Source organism: Staphylococcus sp. Marseille-Q5304 (assembly GCF_943737015.1).
Taxonomy (GTDB): domain Bacteria; phylum Bacillota; class Bacilli; order Staphylococcales; family Staphylococcaceae; genus Staphylococcus; species Staphylococcus hsinchuensis.
Window position 1 is genome coordinate 1,312,855 of record NZ_CALSFP010000001.1, and the last position, 20,407, is coordinate 1,333,261.

Annotated in this window: 19 protein-coding genes; all 19 read right to left on the minus strand. The window is 34.3% G+C overall.

Features of this window, described 5'->3' with window-relative positions; translation table 11 throughout:
* Nucleotides 1-136 precede the first annotated feature (136 nt).
* The gene (pyrR, locus tag NGI30_RS06525; RefSeq protein WP_251516304.1) at nucleotides 137-664 is read right to left on the minus strand and encodes a bifunctional pyr operon transcriptional regulator/uracil phosphoribosyltransferase PyrR; all 528 of its coding nucleotides are present in this window, start codon (nucleotides 662-664) and stop codon (nucleotides 137-139) included.
* 379 nt (nucleotides 665-1,043) lie between these two features.
* Nucleotides 1,044-1,961, minus strand: a complete 918-nt coding sequence (locus tag NGI30_RS06530; RefSeq protein ID WP_251516302.1) for an RluA family pseudouridine synthase — start codon at nucleotides 1,959-1,961, stop codon at nucleotides 1,044-1,046.
* A 20-nt stretch (nucleotides 1,962-1,981) separates the two neighbouring features.
* The gene (lspA, locus tag NGI30_RS06535) at nucleotides 1,982-2,458 is read right to left on the minus strand and encodes a signal peptidase II (RefSeq protein WP_251516300.1); all 477 of its coding nucleotides are present in this window, start codon (nucleotides 2,456-2,458) and stop codon (nucleotides 1,982-1,984) included.
* Between the two features lie 223 nt (nucleotides 2,459-2,681).
* A complete protein-coding gene (gene ileS, locus NGI30_RS06540) occupies nucleotides 2,682-5,432 on the minus strand; it encodes an isoleucine--tRNA ligase (RefSeq protein ID WP_251943103.1) in 2,751 nt (916 codons plus the stop codon).
* 255 nt (nucleotides 5,433-5,687) lie between these two features.
* On the minus strand, nucleotides 5,688-6,335 hold the full coding sequence (locus NGI30_RS06545; RefSeq protein ID WP_251516295.1) for a DivIVA domain-containing protein: 648 nt from the start codon (nucleotides 6,333-6,335) through the stop codon (nucleotides 5,688-5,690).
* A 145-nt stretch (nucleotides 6,336-6,480) separates the two neighbouring features.
* Nucleotides 6,481-7,260, minus strand: a complete 780-nt coding sequence (locus tag NGI30_RS06550) for a YlmH family RNA-binding protein (protein WP_251516292.1) — start codon at nucleotides 7,258-7,260, stop codon at nucleotides 6,481-6,483.
* Nucleotides 7,261-7,351: 91 nt separating this feature from the next.
* A complete protein-coding gene (locus tag NGI30_RS06555; protein WP_251516290.1) occupies nucleotides 7,352-7,642 on the minus strand; it encodes a YggT family protein in 291 nt (96 codons plus the stop codon).
* A gap of 10 nt (nucleotides 7,643-7,652) precedes the next feature.
* Complete coding sequence (locus NGI30_RS06560) at nucleotides 7,653-8,255, minus strand: cell division protein SepF (protein WP_251943105.1); 603 nt, start codon at nucleotides 8,253-8,255, stop codon at nucleotides 7,653-7,655.
* A 5-nt stretch (nucleotides 8,256-8,260) separates the two neighbouring features.
* Entirely contained in the window at nucleotides 8,261-8,935 is a 675-nt protein-coding gene (locus NGI30_RS06565) for a YggS family pyridoxal phosphate-dependent enzyme (protein WP_251943108.1), read from the minus strand.
* A gap of 18 nt (nucleotides 8,936-8,953) precedes the next feature.
* Complete coding sequence (gene pgeF / locus NGI30_RS06570) at nucleotides 8,954-9,742, minus strand: peptidoglycan editing factor PgeF (protein ID WP_251943110.1); 789 nt, start codon at nucleotides 9,740-9,742, stop codon at nucleotides 8,954-8,956.
* Between the two features lie 180 nt (nucleotides 9,743-9,922).
* A complete protein-coding gene (ftsZ, locus tag NGI30_RS06575; protein ID WP_251516280.1) occupies nucleotides 9,923-11,098 on the minus strand; it encodes a cell division protein FtsZ in 1,176 nt (391 codons plus the stop codon).
* A 29-nt stretch (nucleotides 11,099-11,127) separates the two neighbouring features.
* A complete protein-coding gene (ftsA, locus tag NGI30_RS06580; protein ID WP_251516277.1) occupies nucleotides 11,128-12,549 on the minus strand; it encodes a cell division protein FtsA in 1,422 nt (473 codons plus the stop codon).
* Nucleotides 12,550-12,652: 103 nt separating this feature from the next.
* Complete coding sequence (locus NGI30_RS06585; RefSeq protein ID WP_251516274.1) at nucleotides 12,653-13,546, minus strand: cell division protein FtsQ/DivIB; 894 nt, start codon at nucleotides 13,544-13,546, stop codon at nucleotides 12,653-12,655.
* 15 nt (nucleotides 13,547-13,561) lie between these two features.
* A complete protein-coding gene (gene murD, locus NGI30_RS06590) occupies nucleotides 13,562-14,911 on the minus strand; it encodes a UDP-N-acetylmuramoyl-L-alanine--D-glutamate ligase (protein WP_251516271.1) in 1,350 nt (449 codons plus the stop codon).
* Nucleotide 14,912: 1 nt separating this feature from the next.
* Nucleotides 14,913-15,878, minus strand: coding sequence for a phospho-N-acetylmuramoyl-pentapeptide-transferase (gene mraY, locus NGI30_RS06595; protein ID WP_251943113.1), 966 nt, complete (start codon nucleotides 15,876-15,878; stop codon nucleotides 14,913-14,915).
* Nucleotides 15,879-16,089: 211 nt separating this feature from the next.
* A complete protein-coding gene (locus NGI30_RS06600) occupies nucleotides 16,090-18,528 on the minus strand; it encodes a penicillin-binding protein (protein WP_251943115.1) in 2,439 nt (812 codons plus the stop codon).
* Nucleotides 18,509-18,907 (minus strand): cell division protein FtsL, encoded by a 399-nt coding sequence (gene ftsL, locus NGI30_RS06605; protein WP_251516262.1) that lies wholly within the window; start codon nucleotides 18,905-18,907, stop codon nucleotides 18,509-18,511. Before ftsL ends, NGI30_RS06600 begins: the two co-directional genes overlap by 20 nt.
* A gap of 12 nt (nucleotides 18,908-18,919) precedes the next feature.
* Complete coding sequence (gene rsmH / locus NGI30_RS06610) at nucleotides 18,920-19,855, minus strand: 16S rRNA (cytosine(1402)-N(4))-methyltransferase RsmH (protein WP_286009865.1); 936 nt, start codon at nucleotides 19,853-19,855, stop codon at nucleotides 18,920-18,922.
* 14 nt (nucleotides 19,856-19,869) lie between these two features.
* Nucleotides 19,870-20,301, minus strand: coding sequence for a division/cell wall cluster transcriptional repressor MraZ (mraZ, locus tag NGI30_RS06615; protein WP_251516259.1), 432 nt, complete (start codon nucleotides 20,299-20,301; stop codon nucleotides 19,870-19,872).
* Nucleotides 20,302-20,407 lie beyond the last annotated feature (106 nt).

A 20,407-nucleotide genomic window follows, 5' to 3' on the forward strand; every position in this document is an offset into this window, starting at 1 on the left:
AAATGTTCAATTTACGTTTCACCTAAATATATAGCTTAAGTTTAATTGAGAAAGCTTTTCGAATACTTAAGTTTTTATGCAAAAACGTAATATTTGAACATCCCCCTTTTCAGTCTCTCGTACTGAATTAAAGGTGCTATTCAATTACTACAGCATTTCTTGGATCGATTTCTTCAAGAAACACTGATACTGCTTCTTCTCTTGCAGTTGGTATGTTCTTTCCAACAAAGTCAGCACGTATTGGTAGTTCACGATGACCTCGATCGACTAATGTGGCGAGGCCAATTTTCTTAGGTCGTGCGTATTGCAATACAGCATCTAGTGAAGCTCGAACCGTTCGCCCTGTATATAAGACATCATCGATAATGATAACAACCTGATCGGTAATATTCACATCGATTTCGTATGTTTGTTTGCCAATAGGTGTGCGCTTTTGTTCCAAGTCATCTCGAAATTGTGTAATATCTAGTGTTCCTGTAGGTACAACAGTATCTTCTATACGCTCGATCTTCTGTTGAATTCTTCGTGCTAAAAATGCACCTCGTGTTTTAATACCTAACAGAATTAAATTATCCGTACCTTTATTATATTCTAAAATTTCATGTGCGATACGTGTTGTTGTTCTTTCAATAGCTGCTTCATCCATAATAATTCTCTCTGACAATTTAGGCACCTACCTTCGTAGCAATAATTTATTATTTATGTATAATAAAAAGAAAACCTCATGTCTTTGGCTTAGACATGAGGTTTATCACAAGTTAATTTATTCTCAAACATCAAACACCATCGGTTAGGTGTCTAAAGATACAGATTGATATCATCAGTTAGACGCTAAGTTATGCATATTAATATACATCCTAACCATTAGTCTAACTACTTAACTGTGTGTACATTCATGTCTTTGAAGCCTCTCTGGACTGCAATTAAAGACGTACGTTTTCATTATTAAATTATATTCATGATACCATGATTTAAAATGTCATGCAAATGAATTTCGAATATAATTTTCAATAATATATTTAGCGTGATACGAACGTTGATGTTTATTTGTCGCTCTTACGAATGTCTTCTAATACCTTTTGGAATTCCTCAGGTAGCTCTGATGTTTGCTCTGTATATTCGCCAGTCACTGGATGTTCGAAGCCTATTACGCCTGCATGCAATGCTTGACCACCTATATCTAATGTCTTTCTAGGTCCATATTTTGGATCCCCTACAAGTGGATAGCCAATATATTTCATATGCACACGTATTTGATGGGTACGCCCTGTTTCAAGCTGACATTCAATTAATGTATAGTTATTAAAATGTTCCAATACATTAAAATGTGTAATCGCTTCTTTACCTTCGTCAACAACGTCCATAGATTGACGATCTTTCGTATTTCTCCCTATTGGTGCGTCAACTGTACCATAATCATGTGGAATATTTCCGTGGACTAAAGCGACATATTTACGTGTAACTGATTTTTCTACTAATTGATCTACAAGGCTTCGGTGCGCTTGATCGTTTTTAGCTACCATTAACAACCCAGAAGTATCTTTATCAATACGGTGAACAATGCCCGGGCGGATTTCCCCATTTATTCCTGATAAATCTTTCATTTGATACATCAATCCATTAACTAATGTACCTGAATAATGTCCAGCTGAGGGGTGTACGACCATCCCTTTAGGTTTATAAACTACAGCCACATCATCATCTTCATAATAAATATCTAAGTTTAAATCTTCAGGTTCAATGTCTGCTTCAACTGTTTCTTTTTCCGTAACAACGATTTGATCATCAAGCTTTACTTTGTAGTTTGATTTAACTACTTTATCATTAACTTGAACGAGCGACTCTTTTATCCAGTCTTGAATTTGTGTACGTGACCATTCGCCATTAAATTCTGGTAATATTTTGTCGATACGTTTACCGACATCTTCTGGAGTTTCTACTGTAAAATTAAAGCTTTGCATTCATAACTCACTCCTTTATGTTATTTTTCTTTCGACGAATCTTTGAATAAAGCAATAATGATTAAAATTACGCCAATAGTTAAGCTTGCATCTGCAATATTAAATATTGGGAAATCATAGCCAAATATATATGTATCAATAAAATCGACTACTTTTCCATGTATGACACGATCAATAAAGTTTCCAAGTGCACCTGCAAATATTAAACTAATCGCTATTTGCATAAATAAATTATTTTTCGCTTCTTTCACATAGAAATAGACGAGTACGATTAATACGATAATAGTAATAATATAGAACAAGCCCATCTTACCGCTTAACATGCCCCAAGCAGCTCCGTCATTTCGGTGAGAGGTAATATTTAAAAATTGAGGAATCACTTCAAATGAATCTCCAACTTTCATCGAACTTGCGATAATCAACTTTGTAATTTGATCTGCTATTATAATAAAGAGTGTGACAAATAATGTAATTCCGATATAGTACTGACGTTTCATGTCGTACCTCCTGTTCTTAGTTCCTTCAGTTTAACAATCTTTATTATATCTTACTCAAAGTGATAAAAAAAGTTAGAGTACGTATTAATCATTCTCGAATGATTACGTCATACGTTGTTCATTTTTAAAATGAGTTTCCAATAAAAAAGTGACTGCTTGTCCTCGAGTCAAAATAAGACAAGCAGTCACTATAAAGTTATTATTAAAGATAATACGTTGTCACTTATACAAGTGTTTTAACAACTTCTTGGCATCGTGGACATAAATCATCTAGCTCTCCTACAGAACCTAGTGTTTCACTATAGTTCCAGCAACGTTGACATTTTTCGCCATGTGCGTGTTCAATACGGATATCACCATATTGATATGATTCACCATCATTAAGCGTATCCACGACTTCAACTTGAGAAGTTATAAATAATTGTTGTAAATCATCGAATTGTTGTAAGAATGAAGTTGCATCAAAGTTATCATTACTAGCGATTGTAACTTTTGCTTCAAGTGATTTACCGATTGTTTTATCGTTTCTAGCTGATTCTAATGCACGGTTAACATCGTCACGTAAATGCATTAATGTATTCCATTTTTCAACGAATTCTGTATCCACATCTTTGACTTCAGGCATGTGTGTTAAATGTACACTTTCAGCTTCAACATGAGGGATGTGTGACCAAACTTCATCAGCTGTATGCACTAAGATTGGTGCTAATAAACGTGTCATATCAACGACAATTTGATATAGCACAGTTTGCATGCTACGACGTTTATGTGAGTCACGTTCTTCGATATATAAAATATCTTTACCGTAATCTAAGTAGAAATTACTTAATTCTACGTTAATGAAGTTTTGAACTTCTTGATAGATATCTAGATAATCGAAGTTATCATAGTGTTCAAGTGTGTTGGCAGTAAATTCTCTTAATCTATTTAAGATATAGCGATCTACATCAAGTAATTCATTTTCAGCAATAGCATTCGATTTCGGATCAAAATCATTCACATTACCTAACATGAATCTCAATGTATTTCTAATCTTACGATACACATCGGCAGTTTGTTTTAAGATTTCATCTGAGATACGAACATCATTTAAGAAATCAACACTACTTACCCATAAACGTGCAATGTCAGCACCTTTTTGTTTAATGATTTGATCAGGCACAATCGTGTTACCTAATGATTTACTCATTTTCTTACCTTCGCCATCCATAACGAAACCGTGAGAAAGTAACATTTTATAAGGTGATTTACCTCTTGTAGCCACAGATGTTGTGATTGAAGAGTTAAACCAACCGCGATATTGGTCACTACCTTCAAAGTATAAATCTGATGGGAATGATAAATTATCTCGTCCTTCTAATACTGCTCTATGAGATGAGCCTGAATCGAACCAAACGTCCATGATATCTGTTTCTTTCGTAAATTCACCATTCGGGCTTCCTGGATGCGTAAATCCTTCTGGTAATAACTCTTTAGCTTCACGTTCAAACCAAATATTTGAGCCATGTTGTTCAAATAAATCTGCAACGTGGTTTACAGTTTCTTGTGTCATGATGATGTCACCGTTTTCAGCATAAAATACTGGTAAAGGTACACCCCATACACGTTGACGTGAAATTACCCATTCGCCACGATCACGGATCATGTTGTAGATACGCGTTTTTCCCCAATCAACTTTGAATTGAGTATCGTTGATTGCATCTAAAATATCGTTACGTACCTTATCAATTGACGCAAACCATTGTGGTGTAGCTCTGAAAATTACTGGTTTCTTTGTACGCCAATCATGCGGATAACTGTGCGTGATAAATTCTAGGTTTAATAATGCACCATTCTCTTTAAGCAAATCAGTAATTTCTTTATTTGCTTTATCGTAGAACATACCTTCAAATTGACCAGCTTCTTCAGTAAACACACCTCTACTATTAACTGGGCTAATAACAGGTAAATCATATTTTTGACCTACGATGTAGTCATCTTCCCCGTGTCCAGGTGCAGTATGAACGCAACCAGTACCTGCATCTGTCGTAACATGTAAACCATTAATAACTAATGAAACACGATCAACAAACGGATGTTGCGCTTCTACATATTCTAACTCTTTACCTGTAAATTCTTTTTCTAATTCAATTTCATTTTCGTCCCAATTTAGTGCTTCGGCTACATCATCAGCTAAATCTTTACCGATAATATATTTTTCACCATTCACTCGGTATTGGCCGTAAGTTAAATCAGGATGTACAGTGATTGCAACATTTGATGGTAATGTCCAAGGTGTAGTTGTCCAGATAATGAATTTTGCATCCTCATCCACTGTACCTTTCGTATCTTTCACATCGAAAGCGACGTAGATAGAAGGTGAACGTTTATCGTGATACTCGATCTCTGCTTCTGCTAAGGAAGATTCACTTGAAGGTGACCAGTAGACTGGCTTTTTACCTTTATAGATTAATCCTTTGTCAGCCATTTCACCAAATAAACGAATTTGTGCTGCTTCGTATTCTGGGTTTAAAGTAATATATGGATTATCGAATTCACCATTAACACCTAAACGTTTAAAATCTTTTTTCTGAATTTCAACTTGTTCTAGTGCGAATTCTTTACATTTTTCTCTGAATTCTGCAACTGTCAATTCTTTACGTTTTACGCCCTTTTTCGTTAATGCTTGTTCGATTGGTAAACCATGCGTATCCCAACCTGGAACGTATGGCGCATAAAAACCACGCATCGTTTTATAGCGAGTGATAAAATCTTTGATGATTTTATTTAACGCATGACCCATATGTAAACTACCATTCGCATATGGTGGTCCATCGTGTAAAATGTATGACTCTTGTCCTTCGTTTTGTTTTAATGCTTTTTCGTAAATTGATTTACTTTCCCACTCTTCTTGGATTTTTGGTTCTTTATTAGGTAATCCTCCACGCATTGGGAAAGCTGTCTTTGGCATGAGTAACGTCTCTTTATAATCCATAATTTACACTCCTTATTGATAATATTCTGGCTCATTTGTGGTTAATTTAAAACAATAAAAAGAACCCTAAGTTCAATTAACAAGGACGATCGATTAACCGCGTTACCACCCTGATTAACTCAACTTAGAGTTCTCTCATTACAATTTATATTTTGAATAACAGTGATATAAATAACATACATATGAAAGGCTCTCACCATCCCTAACTCGCTTTGATATGTACCATGTTACTTACGCGTCTGTTATTAACGTGTATTATTTTTTATCTGTATCGTTATTCGTGTTTGTATTAGTATTAGCATTGTTTTGTTGTGTCTTATCAGTTGAATCAGTAGTTTGTTTATTTTCTGCTTCAGCTTTTAATGCCTTTTCTTCATCTGTTAAATCTCTTTCATTTAAATGATTTACATTTTCTTCTGTAACTTGCTGTGCATCTAAATCATAATTTAATAAATAATCCCAATCATCGTTTTTCAATAAGTCCAACTGTGCTTCAACTAGCATACGGAAACGTGATCTGAAAATCTTTGATTGACGTTTCATATCTTCTGTTTGGAAAGATAGTCGACGTGATTTCTCGACAGCATCATTCACAATACGGTCAGCTTCTGCTTGTGCTTTAGAAATTGTAGCTTCTGCGTCTTTCTTTGCAGCAGCTTTCGTTTCTTCACCACTTTGTTTCGCTTGAATTAGAGCGTCACTAACTGATTGATGCACATCTTTGTAAGACTGAATGTTCGTTTTCTTTTCTTCAATGACCTTTTCTAATTGAATCTTATCTTCTTTTAAACGTTCAATCTCATTACTAAGTTGCTCTAAATAACTTTGTACTTCAGATTCAGAAAGACCATTTTTTTCACGATTAAATGTTTTATTCTTAATTTCACTTGGTGTAAAAGGCATGTTTTATCCTCCCTATATCATACACTATTTCAGCGTTTCATTAAACGCATAAAATAATATTCTTTGAGTTGTGTGTTTGAAATAACTTAATATTGTGAATTTCGTGTCACGTCATCACTTATTACATACATCATACATTATAACATCATTTGAATAAAGTTTCGTATGAAATTCTCACTTTATCTTTTTTGGTTTTGCCACCTAGTTCAGTGATCTTTGCTCTACCAAAACCTTGAATTGACAATAAATCATCATTATCTAATTGGAAGTCAGTCTGCTCGATAATCGTGTGATTCACTTTCACCCGTTTTTTATCAATCAGTTGTTTCGCCACTGTACGCGGCTTACGTATAATTTCTTTCAGCACGACGTCTAAACGCAAACTACTTACTGTCGTATTGAAAGATTTCCATTGCTCATTTGATTGTATCATATCTTTAATTGGAAAAGAATTAAGTTTAACTTTAGCCCCTCGAATGCGTGTTAACTCTTGGATTATGTATGGTTCTAATTGCTTTGATACCGTCATTTGTATTCTATTATTAACGATAATATCACCCAATTGTTCACGCTCAATACCTAATGACATCAATGTTCCTAAAACGTGTTGGTGTTGAATCGTGACAAACTTTTGTGGGTAATCTATTTCAAGTAACGCAATTTCGAAATCCTCTTCATCTGGTGAATAATAATCAGGTGCAATGATTGCACGTTTACGTTCAGCAATTGGTCCACCAAAGAAATTTACTTCAATATCTTCAAAACTTCCCACAACTACGTTTAATATATATTGACCACGGGGATCTAAAAATGCTGTTAATACAGGTGCATATTGCTCACTAGCTTGGCGACATTTGTCTATGAGCATATCGATGATTGTATGTTCTTCTCGCCTAAAGTGTTGATAAATATCGATGTTAACCACTCCAATATAATATAAAGCACCTCCCGTTTAATCACGTAAGGTGCTCAATAAGTTTTCTTTTATATAAATCATACTATTTTACTTCAAATTCCTACATCATACTTTTCAAAATAAAATCAAAAATGCTTTCTAATCCCTTTTGGAAAAGTAACAATACGATAATAGCGGCAATAGATGATATATCTATCATACCTATCGGAGGAATTATCTTTCGGAAAGGTTCTAAAAACGGTTCGTAAATCTTTTGTAAAAACTCACCGAATTTACTTTCACGTGCATTTGGGATCCATGAAAGGAAAAAGTATAATATCATTCCCCAATAATACACCGATACCAAGAAAATAATAAATTTAAAAATAGTGCTTAGTAAACCAATATCCATATTATTCCCTCTATTCGCCTTGGTATTCCATGTTATCAATTTGGTCTGTTATGTTACCAGATACTTCTACGTTATCTGGCGTACATAGGAATATATCACTACCTACGCGTTGGATATCTCCACCAATTGCATATACAGTACCACTTAAGAAATCAATAATACGTTTGGCTGAAACTTTATCAATGCGTTGTAAATTTACAAGTGTTGCACGACGATTCTTTAATTCATCAGCAATATCTTGTGTGTCCGAGAATACGCGTGGTTCAAATAGACACATTTTTGAACTTTCTTGCATTTGATTGAAGCTTGATTGATTTTGATTGTTCATGTTCACAACATTTCTTGTGTTGTTTCTAGGAACGTTTTGGTTCATTTGATACTTCCTTTCACCAGTTGATGACTGTAATTTAGATGACTGTGATTGTGGTACGGATTGTATCGATTGGGATTGTTCAGAATCTACATTATTTGACGCTTGCTCTGAATGATTTGATTGTGCTTGCGCCTTATTATTATGCTTTCTGTCGTTGCGATCTTCCTCTGGTGGCGCTTCTAGTTCGTCATCTTCTTCCTCTACTACGAAAAAACCATTAAATAAATCTTTTAATGCCACGTGGGTCACTCCTCTTTTCCTACAAGTTTTGTACCAATTCTTACAAATGTAGCACCTGCTTCGGATGCGATATGATAATCATTACTCATACCCATTGAAAGCTCTGTACATGGTGCGTGTTTTAAATTTCGTTTCTTAATTTCATCTCTTTTTATTCTTAATGATTGAAATAAATCTTTAATATATGACTCATCATCTGTAAATGGTGCCATCGTCATCAGTCCAACCACTTTAATTTTTTCAAATTGTTCAAGTTCATCAATAAAATTGTCGACTTCTTCAAGTGTGATACCTTGTTTAGATGACTCACCTGAGACATTCACTTGCACAAAACATTTTATTTCGTGTTGCGCTCTTTTATTAATTTCACGCGCGAGCTTGAGTCTATCTAAAGCATGAAAGTAGTCAACATCATTGATGACTTCTTTCACCTTTCTTGTTTGCATTGTCCCGATAAAGTGCATAACCACGTCATCAGGTAATGCGTCATGCTTTTGTTGAAAACCTTCCAAACGATTCTCACCAAAATGTCTAATTCCTGCTTCATATGCATCATTAGCTCGGTCTATTGTAACATACTTTGTCACAGCAATCACGTTAGGCAATGTAGAAACCTCGCCTTTTTTACAATGTTCAGTTATTTGCTGATTGATTTGTTCTAAATTTTGTTTGACGTTCATGTTCGTAACACCTCATTTTCATTGTCCTATAAAAGCTAACATTCTTCCAGTATTCCCTTTCTCTACTCTATATGAGAAAAATAGTGATAAATCTTCGGAAGTGGCATATTCAGTAATATAAATATTATCATGTGGCACACCTTGTTGCTCAAGCAATAGAGCGTTCGCTTTCTTTAAATCAATGCGATGTCTATCTTCAGCAACTGTTTCAATATATTGTGTGTGGTCGATTGGTAAAGTTTCGAATTTACTTTTAATATCGTCATTTATTTCATAAGACATAGATGTTGCAGGTCCAATTACAACCTGTAAATCATCGTAATTAAAGTTAATTTGCTTTAACATTTCGCAAACAATTTGTCCTACTGTACCTCTCCAACCCGCATGTGCCAATCCAATGTAATGGTGCTTTTCACTGTAAAAATAAATGGGTACACAATCTGCATAACACATAGTTAATAATAAATTTGAATCATAAGAATATATGCCATCGATACTATGTAATGTTTGTGTTAATGCATCAATATTTGATCCTCGATCAGCTTGTGTCACCTCTACCACATTATTTTCGTGTGTTTGAATCGGAAAAACCCATTGGTCTCTTGAGTAATTAATGACTGAAGCAAGTTGTTCTTGATGTGTCGTGATATTTTGACTGTCATCATCTATGTATCTCGCCATATTAAATGCGTTTTTAGGATAATCACTCAAACCGTCTTCTCTTGTAGTCATTCCTATTAGGACATTGTTAAGTGACTCGTCTTCATATTTTAAAATATGTGGATGTTTTTTAAATTTGTCTTGCATTAAAGGCACCTCCATTTAAATTTACCATCTTATTTATTTCTCACTCAGTAGTATATCACGGAAGATTATCAATAAAGTTAAAAGTATTTGATTTTAAAAAAAGTCATCAGATCATTTGACCTGATGACTTTTTCAATATGTTTCACACTTATAAGTTATGAACATTCAACTATAAAGTTATTATCTTCTAGTTCTTCTTGAACGTCTCTCTTCTCTATTTCTGATGAAACTAGGAATATCGTCATCATTCGTGCTATGGCTTCTTCCTTCACTTTTACTTGGTTGTGAAAGTGAATCAGATGATGATTTAGAAGCGAATGATGATTCTTCTTTAGCTGAAGTGGTTCCAGCAACGCTACCACCAAAGCCAGTGTTTGAAGCTTTACGTCCTTGAGCTGAAGGTTTATCTTCAAAACCTGTTGCAATAACAGTTACAACAATTTCATCTTGTAATTCTGGATTGATTACTGTACCAAAAATCATATTTACATCTTCATCAGCTGCATCTTGTACAATATCTGCTGCTTCTTGAGCTTCAAATAGTGATAATGATTCTCCACCAGTAATATTCATAAGCACACCTTGAGCACCAACAATTGATGTTTCTAATAATGGAGAAGAAATTGCTTTTTTAGCAGCTTCAACCGCACGATTTTCACCAGATGATACACCGATACCCATTAATGCTGAACCTTGGTTAGACATGATTGTCTTAACGTCTGCAAAGTCAAGGTTAACCTCACCTGATACGGCGATTAAATCTGAAATACCTTGTACACCTTGACGTAACACGTTGTCTGCTTCTTTAAATGCTTCCATCATAGGTGTAGATTTGTCAACGATGTCTAATAAACGATCGTTAGGGATAACGATTAATGTATCTACTGCAGCTTTCATTGATTCAACACCTGCAGCTGCTTGCGTTTGACGTTTACGACCTTCAAATCCGAATGGACGTGTTACAACACCAACTGTTAATGCGCCCATTTCTTTAGCAATCTTAGCAACTACTGGCGCTGCACCAGTACCTGTACCGCCGCCCATACCAGCAGTTACGAATACCATGTCTGCACCTTGAATTGCGTCCTCGATTTGTTCACGTGATTCTTCAGCTGCTTTTTTACCAATTTCAGGGTTGGCACCAGCACCTAATCCACGTGTTAATTTTTCACCAATTTGAATCTTAGACTCAGCTTTAGATAAGTTTAAAGCTTGTCCGTCAGTATTGATTGAAATAAATTCTACGTTATTCATACCATGATCAATCATTCGGTTTACAGCGTTGTTACCGCCGCCCCCTACACCGATGACTTTTAACGTCGCTAAATGATTAAATCCTTGTTCAAATTCTAACATTTGTATTTCCTCCTAGTTTTAATGGCCAATCATTCGAATAGTGATTTCATCAGTTTTTTAAATTTACTATCTTCTTGGTTATCATTTTGTTGAGGTTTACTTTCAGAGTCTTGATCGACTTCTGTATGTTTATCATATCCCTCATCTGAATCGGAACGAGTTTCTACTGAATCATTATCTGAAGGTTGTTTGCTTTCTGATTTGTTTGATCTCTTCTTAAACCAATCAAATCCTGATGATTTTGTCGTATTTGAGTTATCTTCAGATTCAATAACTTCTTCCTCGAATTCTTCACTGTCATGATTATTTATTGTAACATAATCAAGTAATTCATCGAAAGTAATGCTACTAGAAATCGTAGATATTGCAGAAGAATATTCAGGTTTTCTAATACCCATTTGTGATGGCGTATGTACTCTTACCTTTTCATTAACTAAATCTTGTAACAATTCTTTAATTCCTAATAAGTTCGATGATCCACCTGTAACAACGAATCCACCATTAACTTTCGTCAATTGTAATGCTTGCAATACATCAAATACTTCAAAGAAAATATCTTCAACACGTGCTTCCACAATATCTGCAAGATCTTTTTGAGTGAATTGTGCGTCTTCGTCTCTATCAACTTGATCCACACTAAACACATCTTGATCTGAAGCAGAATCATAAAATGCATGGCCGTATTGATGTTTAATCTTCTCAGCTGTTTCGTATGAGGTATTTAAACCTTTAGCGATATCTTCTGTAATATCTCTACCTGCCATTTCAACCGCGTCACCATCAACAAGTTCACCGCGCTCATAAAAAGCAAGTTGTGTAATATCTTCACCGATATCAATAACGCATGCGCCAAGTTCTTTTTCAGTTGCTGATAAAATAGAACCATAGTTATAAGCATCAGAGTATACATCTAATACATCAACACCACATGCTTCGACACATTTTATCATGTTTATTAAGATTGATTTCTGTATTGCAATGACACCAGCTTCTACTTCTAAACTGTGTCGTGCAATAAGTTCTTTTGGATCTGAAACTTCATTATCGCCATCTACAATAAATTGTATTGGAAACGCGTTTATAATTTCAGTTTCAGGTACGTCGTTCTTTTCGCGTATACCTTCTAGTACACTTTCAACATGTGTACCATCTAGTTCTGTATCTTCTTGAAATTCAATTTTATTTGATTCATCAAATACTTCAGTTCCGATAATTGGAAGTTTTAAAAACACTTCTTTAATATCTATACCGGAAGCAATAGAAGCTTTTTTTATAGTATCTTTGACTGCTTGTTTCGCAACGTCAAAGTCATCGATTAGTCCATTTTTTATCCCACTCGTGTAGGTTTGTCCTGTACCTATCACATTGATGCCATTGTGAAATTTCTCGCCTACTATTGTTTTAACACTTGATGAACCAATATCTATACTTACATAATAATGCTCTTCCATAGATAGGCACCTCCTGACAATTACTTATTAAAATTCACACTACCTATAGTTTACAATAGGTTGCAATGCTTGTGAACTATAAACACATACATTTGTCTAAATTTTAATTATTTTTGTCCGTTTTCTTTTTAATATTATTTAATGCATCTTGTAATTGATTTTTAGCTTTATCTTGTTGTTGAGATCCTTTTTCTACATTTTGATCTGTGGCTGATCTTGAATCATTTTCTCCAGCGTTACTATATGGAATAAATGAAGCGCCAACCGATAAATCTATGTAGCCTGAATTTTTAAGCTCTCCCGTTTCATCACGCTCTAATGATTGTGACATTTGAGGATAATATTTCATCTTGTTTCCGAAAGTATTCATATCTCCGACAATTTGAAGTCCATCTGTTGTATATATTTTAATTTGGTTAGTTGATTCTGAATCTTTATCGTAACTTACTTCAGAAATTGATGATCTAATATTAACTGGGATTTTTGCTAATTGTTTAATAATAAGGTTTTTTTGCTCATTATCAAACCCATCTAAAATCGGACCATCATCAGAAACATCGGATTTGTAATTTTCTAGCTCAGTTCCATCTTCAGTAATTGGAACATATTTATCTTTTTTGTTAATTAATCCAACGACTTGGTCTTCGGTAACTTCAACTGTCAATTTGTTGGGCAAATGCTTTGTGACTTTAGCTTTTTTCATTAATGTTTCTTTTTTAAGTCTTTGCTCAGCACTTGAAGTACTGTACGTATACATTCGCGAATTGTCATTCACTTTAAGCGCTTTTTTAATATCACTATTTGAAACATTGTGATTACCTTTAATTTCAATATTGTTAATCTTACTTAATGGTGTAAACATATAAATTAAAATTAACAAAATAATTAAAAGTAACACGCCAAATATAGAGTATTGAATTTGTTTTTGCCTCTTTCGACGTTTCTCGCGTTTTTCTTTTAAGTATTCGGAATCAAACTTACTAACTTTGTCAGACAATATATTTCACATCCTTTAGAAAGACGGTAAATGCGCTTTGAAACGATTTATAAATTTATTTCCACGCTCTTCAAACGTAGAGTATTGATCCCAACTTGCACATGCTGGTGAAAGTAATACAACATCATTTGTTTCAATAATTTCTTGAATTTTGTCTACAGCGTCTTCAACATCGATGGCTTTAATTACATATTTACCTTGGCTTTCACCCAGTTTAACAAATTTATCTTGGGTCTCGCCGAAAGCGACCATCACTCTAACATTTTCCATGTAAGGAATAAGTTCATCGAAGTCATTACCGCGATCTAATCCCCCACATAACCAAATAATAGGTTTATCAAACGCATTTAAAGCGAACTGAGTTGCTAATGTATTTGTAGCTTTAGAGTCATTGTAGTATTTATTTGTTTTATTTGTACCTACATATTGTAATCGATGTTCAATACCAGAGAATGTTGTTAAACTCTCAATAATCGCTCTGACTGAAACGCCAGCAAGTAATGCTGCCAATACTGCAGCTAAAATATTTTCTAAATTATGTTCACCTGGCAATACGAGATCATCCGTATGAATGATTCTAAATCCTTTAAATTCAATATAGCCATCTTTTACATAAATACCATCAACTTCTTGTTGAGTTGAGAAGTATAATACTTTTGAATGCAGTGATTCGGATTCAATTAAATGACGTTGATGATAATTACAAATTAAATAATCATTTTCTGTTTGATTCTCATAGATACGCTTTTTAGCATTTTGATAATTTTCCAATGATTCGTGATAATCTAAATGTGCGGAATAAATATTCGTAATGATTGCTATATGTGGTTTATACTGTTCAATTCCTAACAACTGGAACGAAGAAAGTTCAGTTACTAAGTAATCGTTTTCTGTTACCTCTTGAGCAACTTTTGATGCCACAAACCCGATATTTCCGGATAAACGACCTGTTACTCTACTATTTTGAAACATGTCACCGATTAATGAAGTGACTGTTGTTTTACCGTTTGTACCTGTTACACCTATAATTGGCGCTTCTGATACAAGATAACTTAATTCAACTTCTGTTAGAATTCTTAACCCTTTGTCCATAGCAGCCTTGATTAAAGGTACCGTATAAGGAATACCAGGATTTTTAACAATAATTGGGTCTTTGTCTAGCAATGATAGTGGATGTTCTCCACCTATTACGGTAATACCCATGTTTTGTAAATCCTTTGCATGTGAATCATGACTTAAATCTTTACCATCATTGACAACCACTTTTGCACCGAGTTTATTCAATAACTTTGCAGCTTCATACCCGCTCTTTGCTAAACCGACGATTAATACATCTTTATCTTCTAATCCAGTGTAATTCAACAATTTAATTCACTCCAATCCATAAACCTAGCAATCCTGAAATTAGTCCCACTGTCCAAAACACTGTTACAACCTTTTTCTCATTCCAACCAACAAGTTCAAAATGATGATGCAACGGAGCCATTTTGAAAATACGTTTTTTCGTTAATTTATATGAAGTAACCTGTAGCATAACTGATAAAGTTTCTGCTACAAAGACCAACCCAATAAATATAAGTGACAATTCTTGGTTTAACATGATTGAAATCGTAGCAAAAATACCACCTAACGCTAAACTACCTGTATCTCCCATAAATACTTTAGCTGGATTTAAATTGAAAGGAAGGAAACCAACTAATGCGAAAATCATAATAACACAGAAGATACCAATAGATGACGCACCTTGGAAATATGACATAATCGCAAACATTGTAAATCCAATGATAGATAATCCAGTTGCTAATCCATCTAAACCATCTGTTAAATTCACTGCATTTGAAAAGCCAACTTGCCAAAAAACAATGAATATAACGTAAGCTAATGAAAGTGGTACCTCAATACCAATAAATGGAATATGAATACCTGTAGAAAAATCAGTTAAGTTAAATACTTGGCTCAGTATAAAAAAGATAACTGCAATCCCAATTTGTGCGAAGAATTTTTGTTTACTCGTTAAACCTTGGTTATTTTTCTTAACTACAATAATATAATCATCAATGAACCCGATTAAACCAAAACCAATTGTCACAAATAATAATAAAATCATAGGATTAGAATTGTCTGTGAATATAATTGCGAGTAAAGTAGTAATAATAATACTTATCAAGAATGTCAGGCCACCCATGGTTGGTGTGCCGGTCTTTTTCATGTGACTTTGAGGCCCTTCTTCTCTAATACTTTGGCCAAATTTCATTCTTTTTAGAGTAGGTATAAGTACTGGGACTAATACAAATGTAATGATAAATGCAATGATTGCGAGTAAATAAATCATATTATGCTCCTTTTTATATTTAATTGGATTATGTCGAAATGCACTTGTCGTATACTGTAATTTTAGTAAATGACGAAGTATATCAAAAGAAGTAAGGATGGTAACTCTAATGAAAAGACTGGCCCGAAATGAACCCGTCAAATCATTAAATGTTACCCCTGACCTCTTTCAAATTACTCCTAGGTGTGCGCTGCGTTTTCAAAGTTCTGCTTTAATTATTTCCATTCTCGGTTGATTGTGTTTCGGTTGAATTGCTATTAGATGTATTCTCTTCGTTTGATTGATCTGTTTCATTTGATGGTTTTTCTTCAGATTGTTGGTCTTCAGAAGATGAATTATTGGTTTCATCTGCTGTGTTGCCTTCGTTTGAATCTTTATTCACTGATGCATCATCTTTCTCATCTTCTTTTGACTTATCTTTATCATCTTTTTTCGCTTTATCTTTCGATGACTTTTTAGGTTGTGGTTTAGTTTCACCACTTATTTGTTTTGATGAAAGTGTAACTTCAATTTTGTCATTCTTACCGATGTTTTGACCTTTATTTACAGATTGTTTTGACACAAATCCGCTACCTTTCATTGTAACTTTCGTATGCGTCATTTTTTCAAATGCGACTACTTCTTCTTTAGTCCAACCTGACATATCAGGCATTGTTAAATCTCCATCAGTTAGCAATAATACCTTACTATTTGGAAGTATCTGTTTATTCGCTTTAACAGACTGTTCTTGAACTTTTTCTCCGTTACCGATAACAACTGGCTCAAGTGATTTGCCGTTAATTGTGTTTTCTGCTTTATCTACGCCTTGGCCTTCTACACTTGGCACCTTACTATATTTAACGTCAGCTTTACCTTTTGATTTTTCATCTGTTTTTAAGTAGTTAAGTGTATTTTTCATGATTGGTTTAAATGCTTTACTTACACCCATTTCATAAGCTTCTTTATCATTTTTCTGAGCTAAACTCATACCAGCATAAACGATGACTTTTGGATTCTTCTTCGGAGCATCACCGATGAAGCTTACGAAGTATGGGTTTTCACCTTTAACATAACCGCCATTATCAGAGTCAGCTACTTGTGCAGTACCTGTCTTACCTTCCATATCGTAACTATCATCTCGATAGTTTTTAGCGTGACTATCTTTACTGTTAACTACTTTATCTAATTCAGTTCGAACTTTTTTAGCAGTATTCTTAGTAATTGGCTTGCCTGCAAACTGTTTTTTACCTTTATAAAATGTCTTATTACTTACTGGATTAGTAACACTGTTAACATACCAAGGTTTAAGTATTTTACCGTCATTTAAGAATGAAGATTGCGCTCTTAACATTTGTACAGGCGTAACTGTTGTTGATTGACCGAATGAAGTTGTTTTTTGCTGAGCTTCATTATCCCAAGCAATGCCACCTTCAGCTTCACTATCAAACATACCGTTTGTTGATTTACCGAAACCAAATTTTTCATACCAATGTTTCATCTTATCAGCACCAACGAGATCTTGTAAGTGCATCATTAATGTATTTGATGAGTAAGTAAAACCAAGTGTCATTGGGATATCGCCCCAACCGACTTTATTCCAGTCAGAGATTTCATCTCCCATAACTTTTCTAGGTCTCGCTTTATATTTCTTATTAGGTTTAAATTTACCTTCTTGAATTGCAGCTGCTAAACCAAATGATTTAAATGTAGAGCCTGGTTCATAGGTATTTTGATATAAATCATTTGCCCAGTTTTTACCAAAATCTTCACCTGTTTCAGGGTTAAATGTTGGTCGTTGACTATAAGCTAATATCTCTCCAGTTTTAGCATCCATAACTACTGCAAATAAGTCCTTAGGTTGATAGTGATCGACCATATCATTTAATGCTTCTTCGACGAACACCTGAATATTAGAATCTATTGTTAAATGCACGTCATCTCCGCGTTGTGGTGTCTTTTCTTTTTTAGAACTTGGAGCAATGTAACCCCAGATGTCGTGAATATAAGATAACGCACCTTTTTTACCTGCTAAGTTCGTATTAAATATTTTTTCAACACCCATAGCACCTTTAAGTTCACCGCTATCTGGGTCTTTTTGTGCAATACCAATTAGATGTGAAGCGAATTTACCATTTGGATAGAAACGTTCAGTTTCAGGATATAGCGTTATACCTGGTAAATGCATTTTTTCAATCTTTTGTTTATCTTTATATGTTAAATCTTGTCCTTTTCGACCAAATTCAACTTGGAATGCTTTTTTATTATTCAATCTTTTTTCTATTTCTTCTGGCGTCATGTCGATTACTGTAGATAGCTTTTTAGCTGTTTTCTTCTTATCAGTAACGTGTTTAGGTTTATCGCTACCTTCACTCGCCTTTTTATCAATGATTGCAACAAGTTTATATCTTTCAACGTCTTCGGCTAATATTTTGCCTTTTCTATCGTAAATTTTACCGCGTTCTGCTTGTTGTTGTTCTTTCACCATATACTTTTGGTTTGCTTTCATGATTAAATCTTGTCCAGCTGCATGTCCAGTTAACATGATATAAGAATACCTTAAAACCAACGTAAAAAAGAGCAGTCCGAATCCAAGGATGAGTAGGACTGCCCCTATTTTATTTTGTTTTATAGGTAATTTTGGTTTTTTAAATTTAATTTTTCGCTTCGCCATTATTACGCACTACCTTTACATTATCGTTCTTAAGGCTCATACCTTGATCTTTAGCCTTGTCGTAAATGCGTTCATATGATGAGTTCTTTTTAATTTCAGATTCGATAGCGCTATTCTCACTTGCTTGTTTTTCGATTTTTGAATCTAAATCTGCAATTTTGCCTCGAGTATCATACGCATCCATTTTTAAAGATAGCATATAAATACTAATTAAAGCAATTAAAGTTATAAGTGATATGTATAACATCTTTTCAAATTTAGTAAGCTGTACAACGACTTTGCGTTTGACGCTCTTCTTTTCTTTTTGGGTATTCGGTTGCGAGTCCGGAATTTGATGTGCTGTATTATCGTACGGTTGATATATCTTTTCTACGGCCACTCTTTTCACTCCTTATTTTAATATTTCTGCTACTCGTAATTTTGCACTACGGGCACGATTATTATTTTCTAAATCTGTCTCACTTGCGACAATTGGTTTGCGATTTACTCTTTTTAACTTTGGCGTATATGCTTCAGGAATTACTGGTAAACCTCGTGGTGTTTCAGGCCCCTTTTCATATTCTTGAAACATTTGTTTACACAAACGGTCTTCAAGAGAATGGAAAGTGATGACCGATATTCTACCTTCTACGCTCACATGTTCAATCGCTTGCTCTAATGATTCTTCAAATGCCGCTAATTCGTCATTAACAGCAATTCTGATTGCTTGAAAGATTCTTTTAGCCGGGTGACCGCCTTTACGTCTTGCTTTAGCAGGTATCCCTTCTTTAATTACATCTACAAGCTCTAGCGTTGTTTCAATACTTTTAACTTCTCTATTTTGCTCAATTCGTCTAGCGATTTGTTTAGAAAATTTCTCCTCACCATAGCGGTGGAATATTCTTACTAAATCTTCAAATCGCCATTCATTTACTACTTCATATGCTGATAGGGATTGTGTTTGATCCATGCGCATATCTAATTTTGCATCTTGATGATAACTAAAACCTCTTTCAGGCACATCAAGTTGTGGACTCGATACGCCAAGGTCGTAATAGATACCATCCACTTTTTCAATATTTAATGATTTCAAAATGTTGTCTAATTCTCGGAAATTGCTGTGAATGAATGTTACTTTATCTAAATGGTCTTTCAAAACTTCTTTCGCATTTTCAATTGCTTGTGTATCTTGATCGATTGCAATTAGTTTGCCATTGTCATTTAACTGTTCTAGTAAATATAAGGCGTGACCTGCTCCACCTAATGTACAGTCCACATACACACCATCTTCTTTTATATTTAAGTAATCAATGGTTTCTTTAAGCATTACACTGACATGATGAAACACGTTAACGCCTCCGTTTAAAATTCAAAATCAATCAAATCTTCTGCAATATCTTCAAAGCTTTCTTCAGATTCTTCATAGAAATTATTCCAAGTTTCTCTATCCCAAATCTCAATTCGATTTGAAACACCGATAACTGTACATTCTTTGTTCAAATTGGCGTATTGTCGTAAATTCTGAGGGATGTTGATACGCCCTTGCTTGTCTAACTCCACCTCAACGGCTCCTGAAAAGAACATACGCATAAATTTACGTGCATCCTTTTTCGTCATAGGTAAGGTTTTCATTTTTTCTTCGATGACTTGCCATTCTTCTAAAGTGTAGCCAAACAAACATTTATCAAGGCCTCTAGTAATTATAAAACGTTCATTTAAGTCATATCTAAATTTGGACGGAACAATCATGCGTCCTTTTGTGTCCAACTGATGATCGTATTCTCCCATGAACATTTTATAATCACCTCACCTTCTTATATCTATAATTTACCACATCTCACCACTATCCTCCACTAATTATACAAAATTCCCCAAAATTTATCATAATACAAAAAAATAA

What these genes read in the sequence shown, in the direction of transcription:
- lspA (WP_251516300.1), bottom strand. Translation starts at nt 2,458, where the DNA reads ATGAAACGTCAGTACTATATCGGAATTACATTATTTGTCACACTCTTT.
- ftsA (WP_251516277.1), bottom strand. Translation starts at nt 12,549, where the DNA reads ATGGAAGAGCATTATTATGTAAGTATAGATATTGGTTCATCAAGTGTT.
- pgeF (WP_251943110.1), bottom strand. Translation starts at nt 9,742, where the DNA reads ATGCAAGACAAATTTAAAAAACATCCACATATTTTAAAATATGAAGAC.
- ileS (WP_251943103.1), bottom strand. Translation starts at nt 5,432, where the DNA reads ATGGATTATAAAGAGACGTTACTCATGCCAAAGACAGCTTTCCCAATG.
- mraY (WP_251943113.1), bottom strand. Translation starts at nt 15,878, where the DNA reads ATGATTTATTTACTCGCAATCATTGCATTTATCATTACATTTGTATTA.
- mraZ (WP_251516259.1), bottom strand. Translation starts at nt 20,301, where the DNA reads ATGTTCATGGGAGAATACGATCATCAGTTGGACACAAAAGGACGCATG.
- NGI30_RS06600 (WP_251943115.1), bottom strand. Translation starts at nt 18,528, where the DNA reads ATGGCGAAGCGAAAAATTAAATTTAAAAAACCAAAATTACCTATAAAA.
- NGI30_RS06545 (WP_251516295.1), bottom strand. Translation starts at nt 6,335, where the DNA reads ATGCCTTTTACACCAAGTGAAATTAAGAATAAAACATTTAATCGTGAA.
- NGI30_RS06555 (WP_251516290.1), bottom strand. Translation starts at nt 7,642, where the DNA reads ATGGATATTGGTTTACTAAGCACTATTTTTAAATTTATTATTTTCTTG.
- NGI30_RS06565 (WP_251943108.1), bottom strand. Translation starts at nt 8,935, where the DNA reads ATGAACGTCAAACAAAATTTAGAACAAATCAATCAGCAAATAACTGAA.
- NGI30_RS06530 (WP_251516302.1), bottom strand. Translation starts at nt 1,961, where the DNA reads ATGCAAAGCTTTAATTTTACAGTAGAAACTCCAGAAGATGTCGGTAAA.
- ftsZ (WP_251516280.1), bottom strand. Translation starts at nt 11,098, where the DNA reads ATGTTAGAATTTGAACAAGGATTTAATCATTTAGCGACGTTAAAAGTC.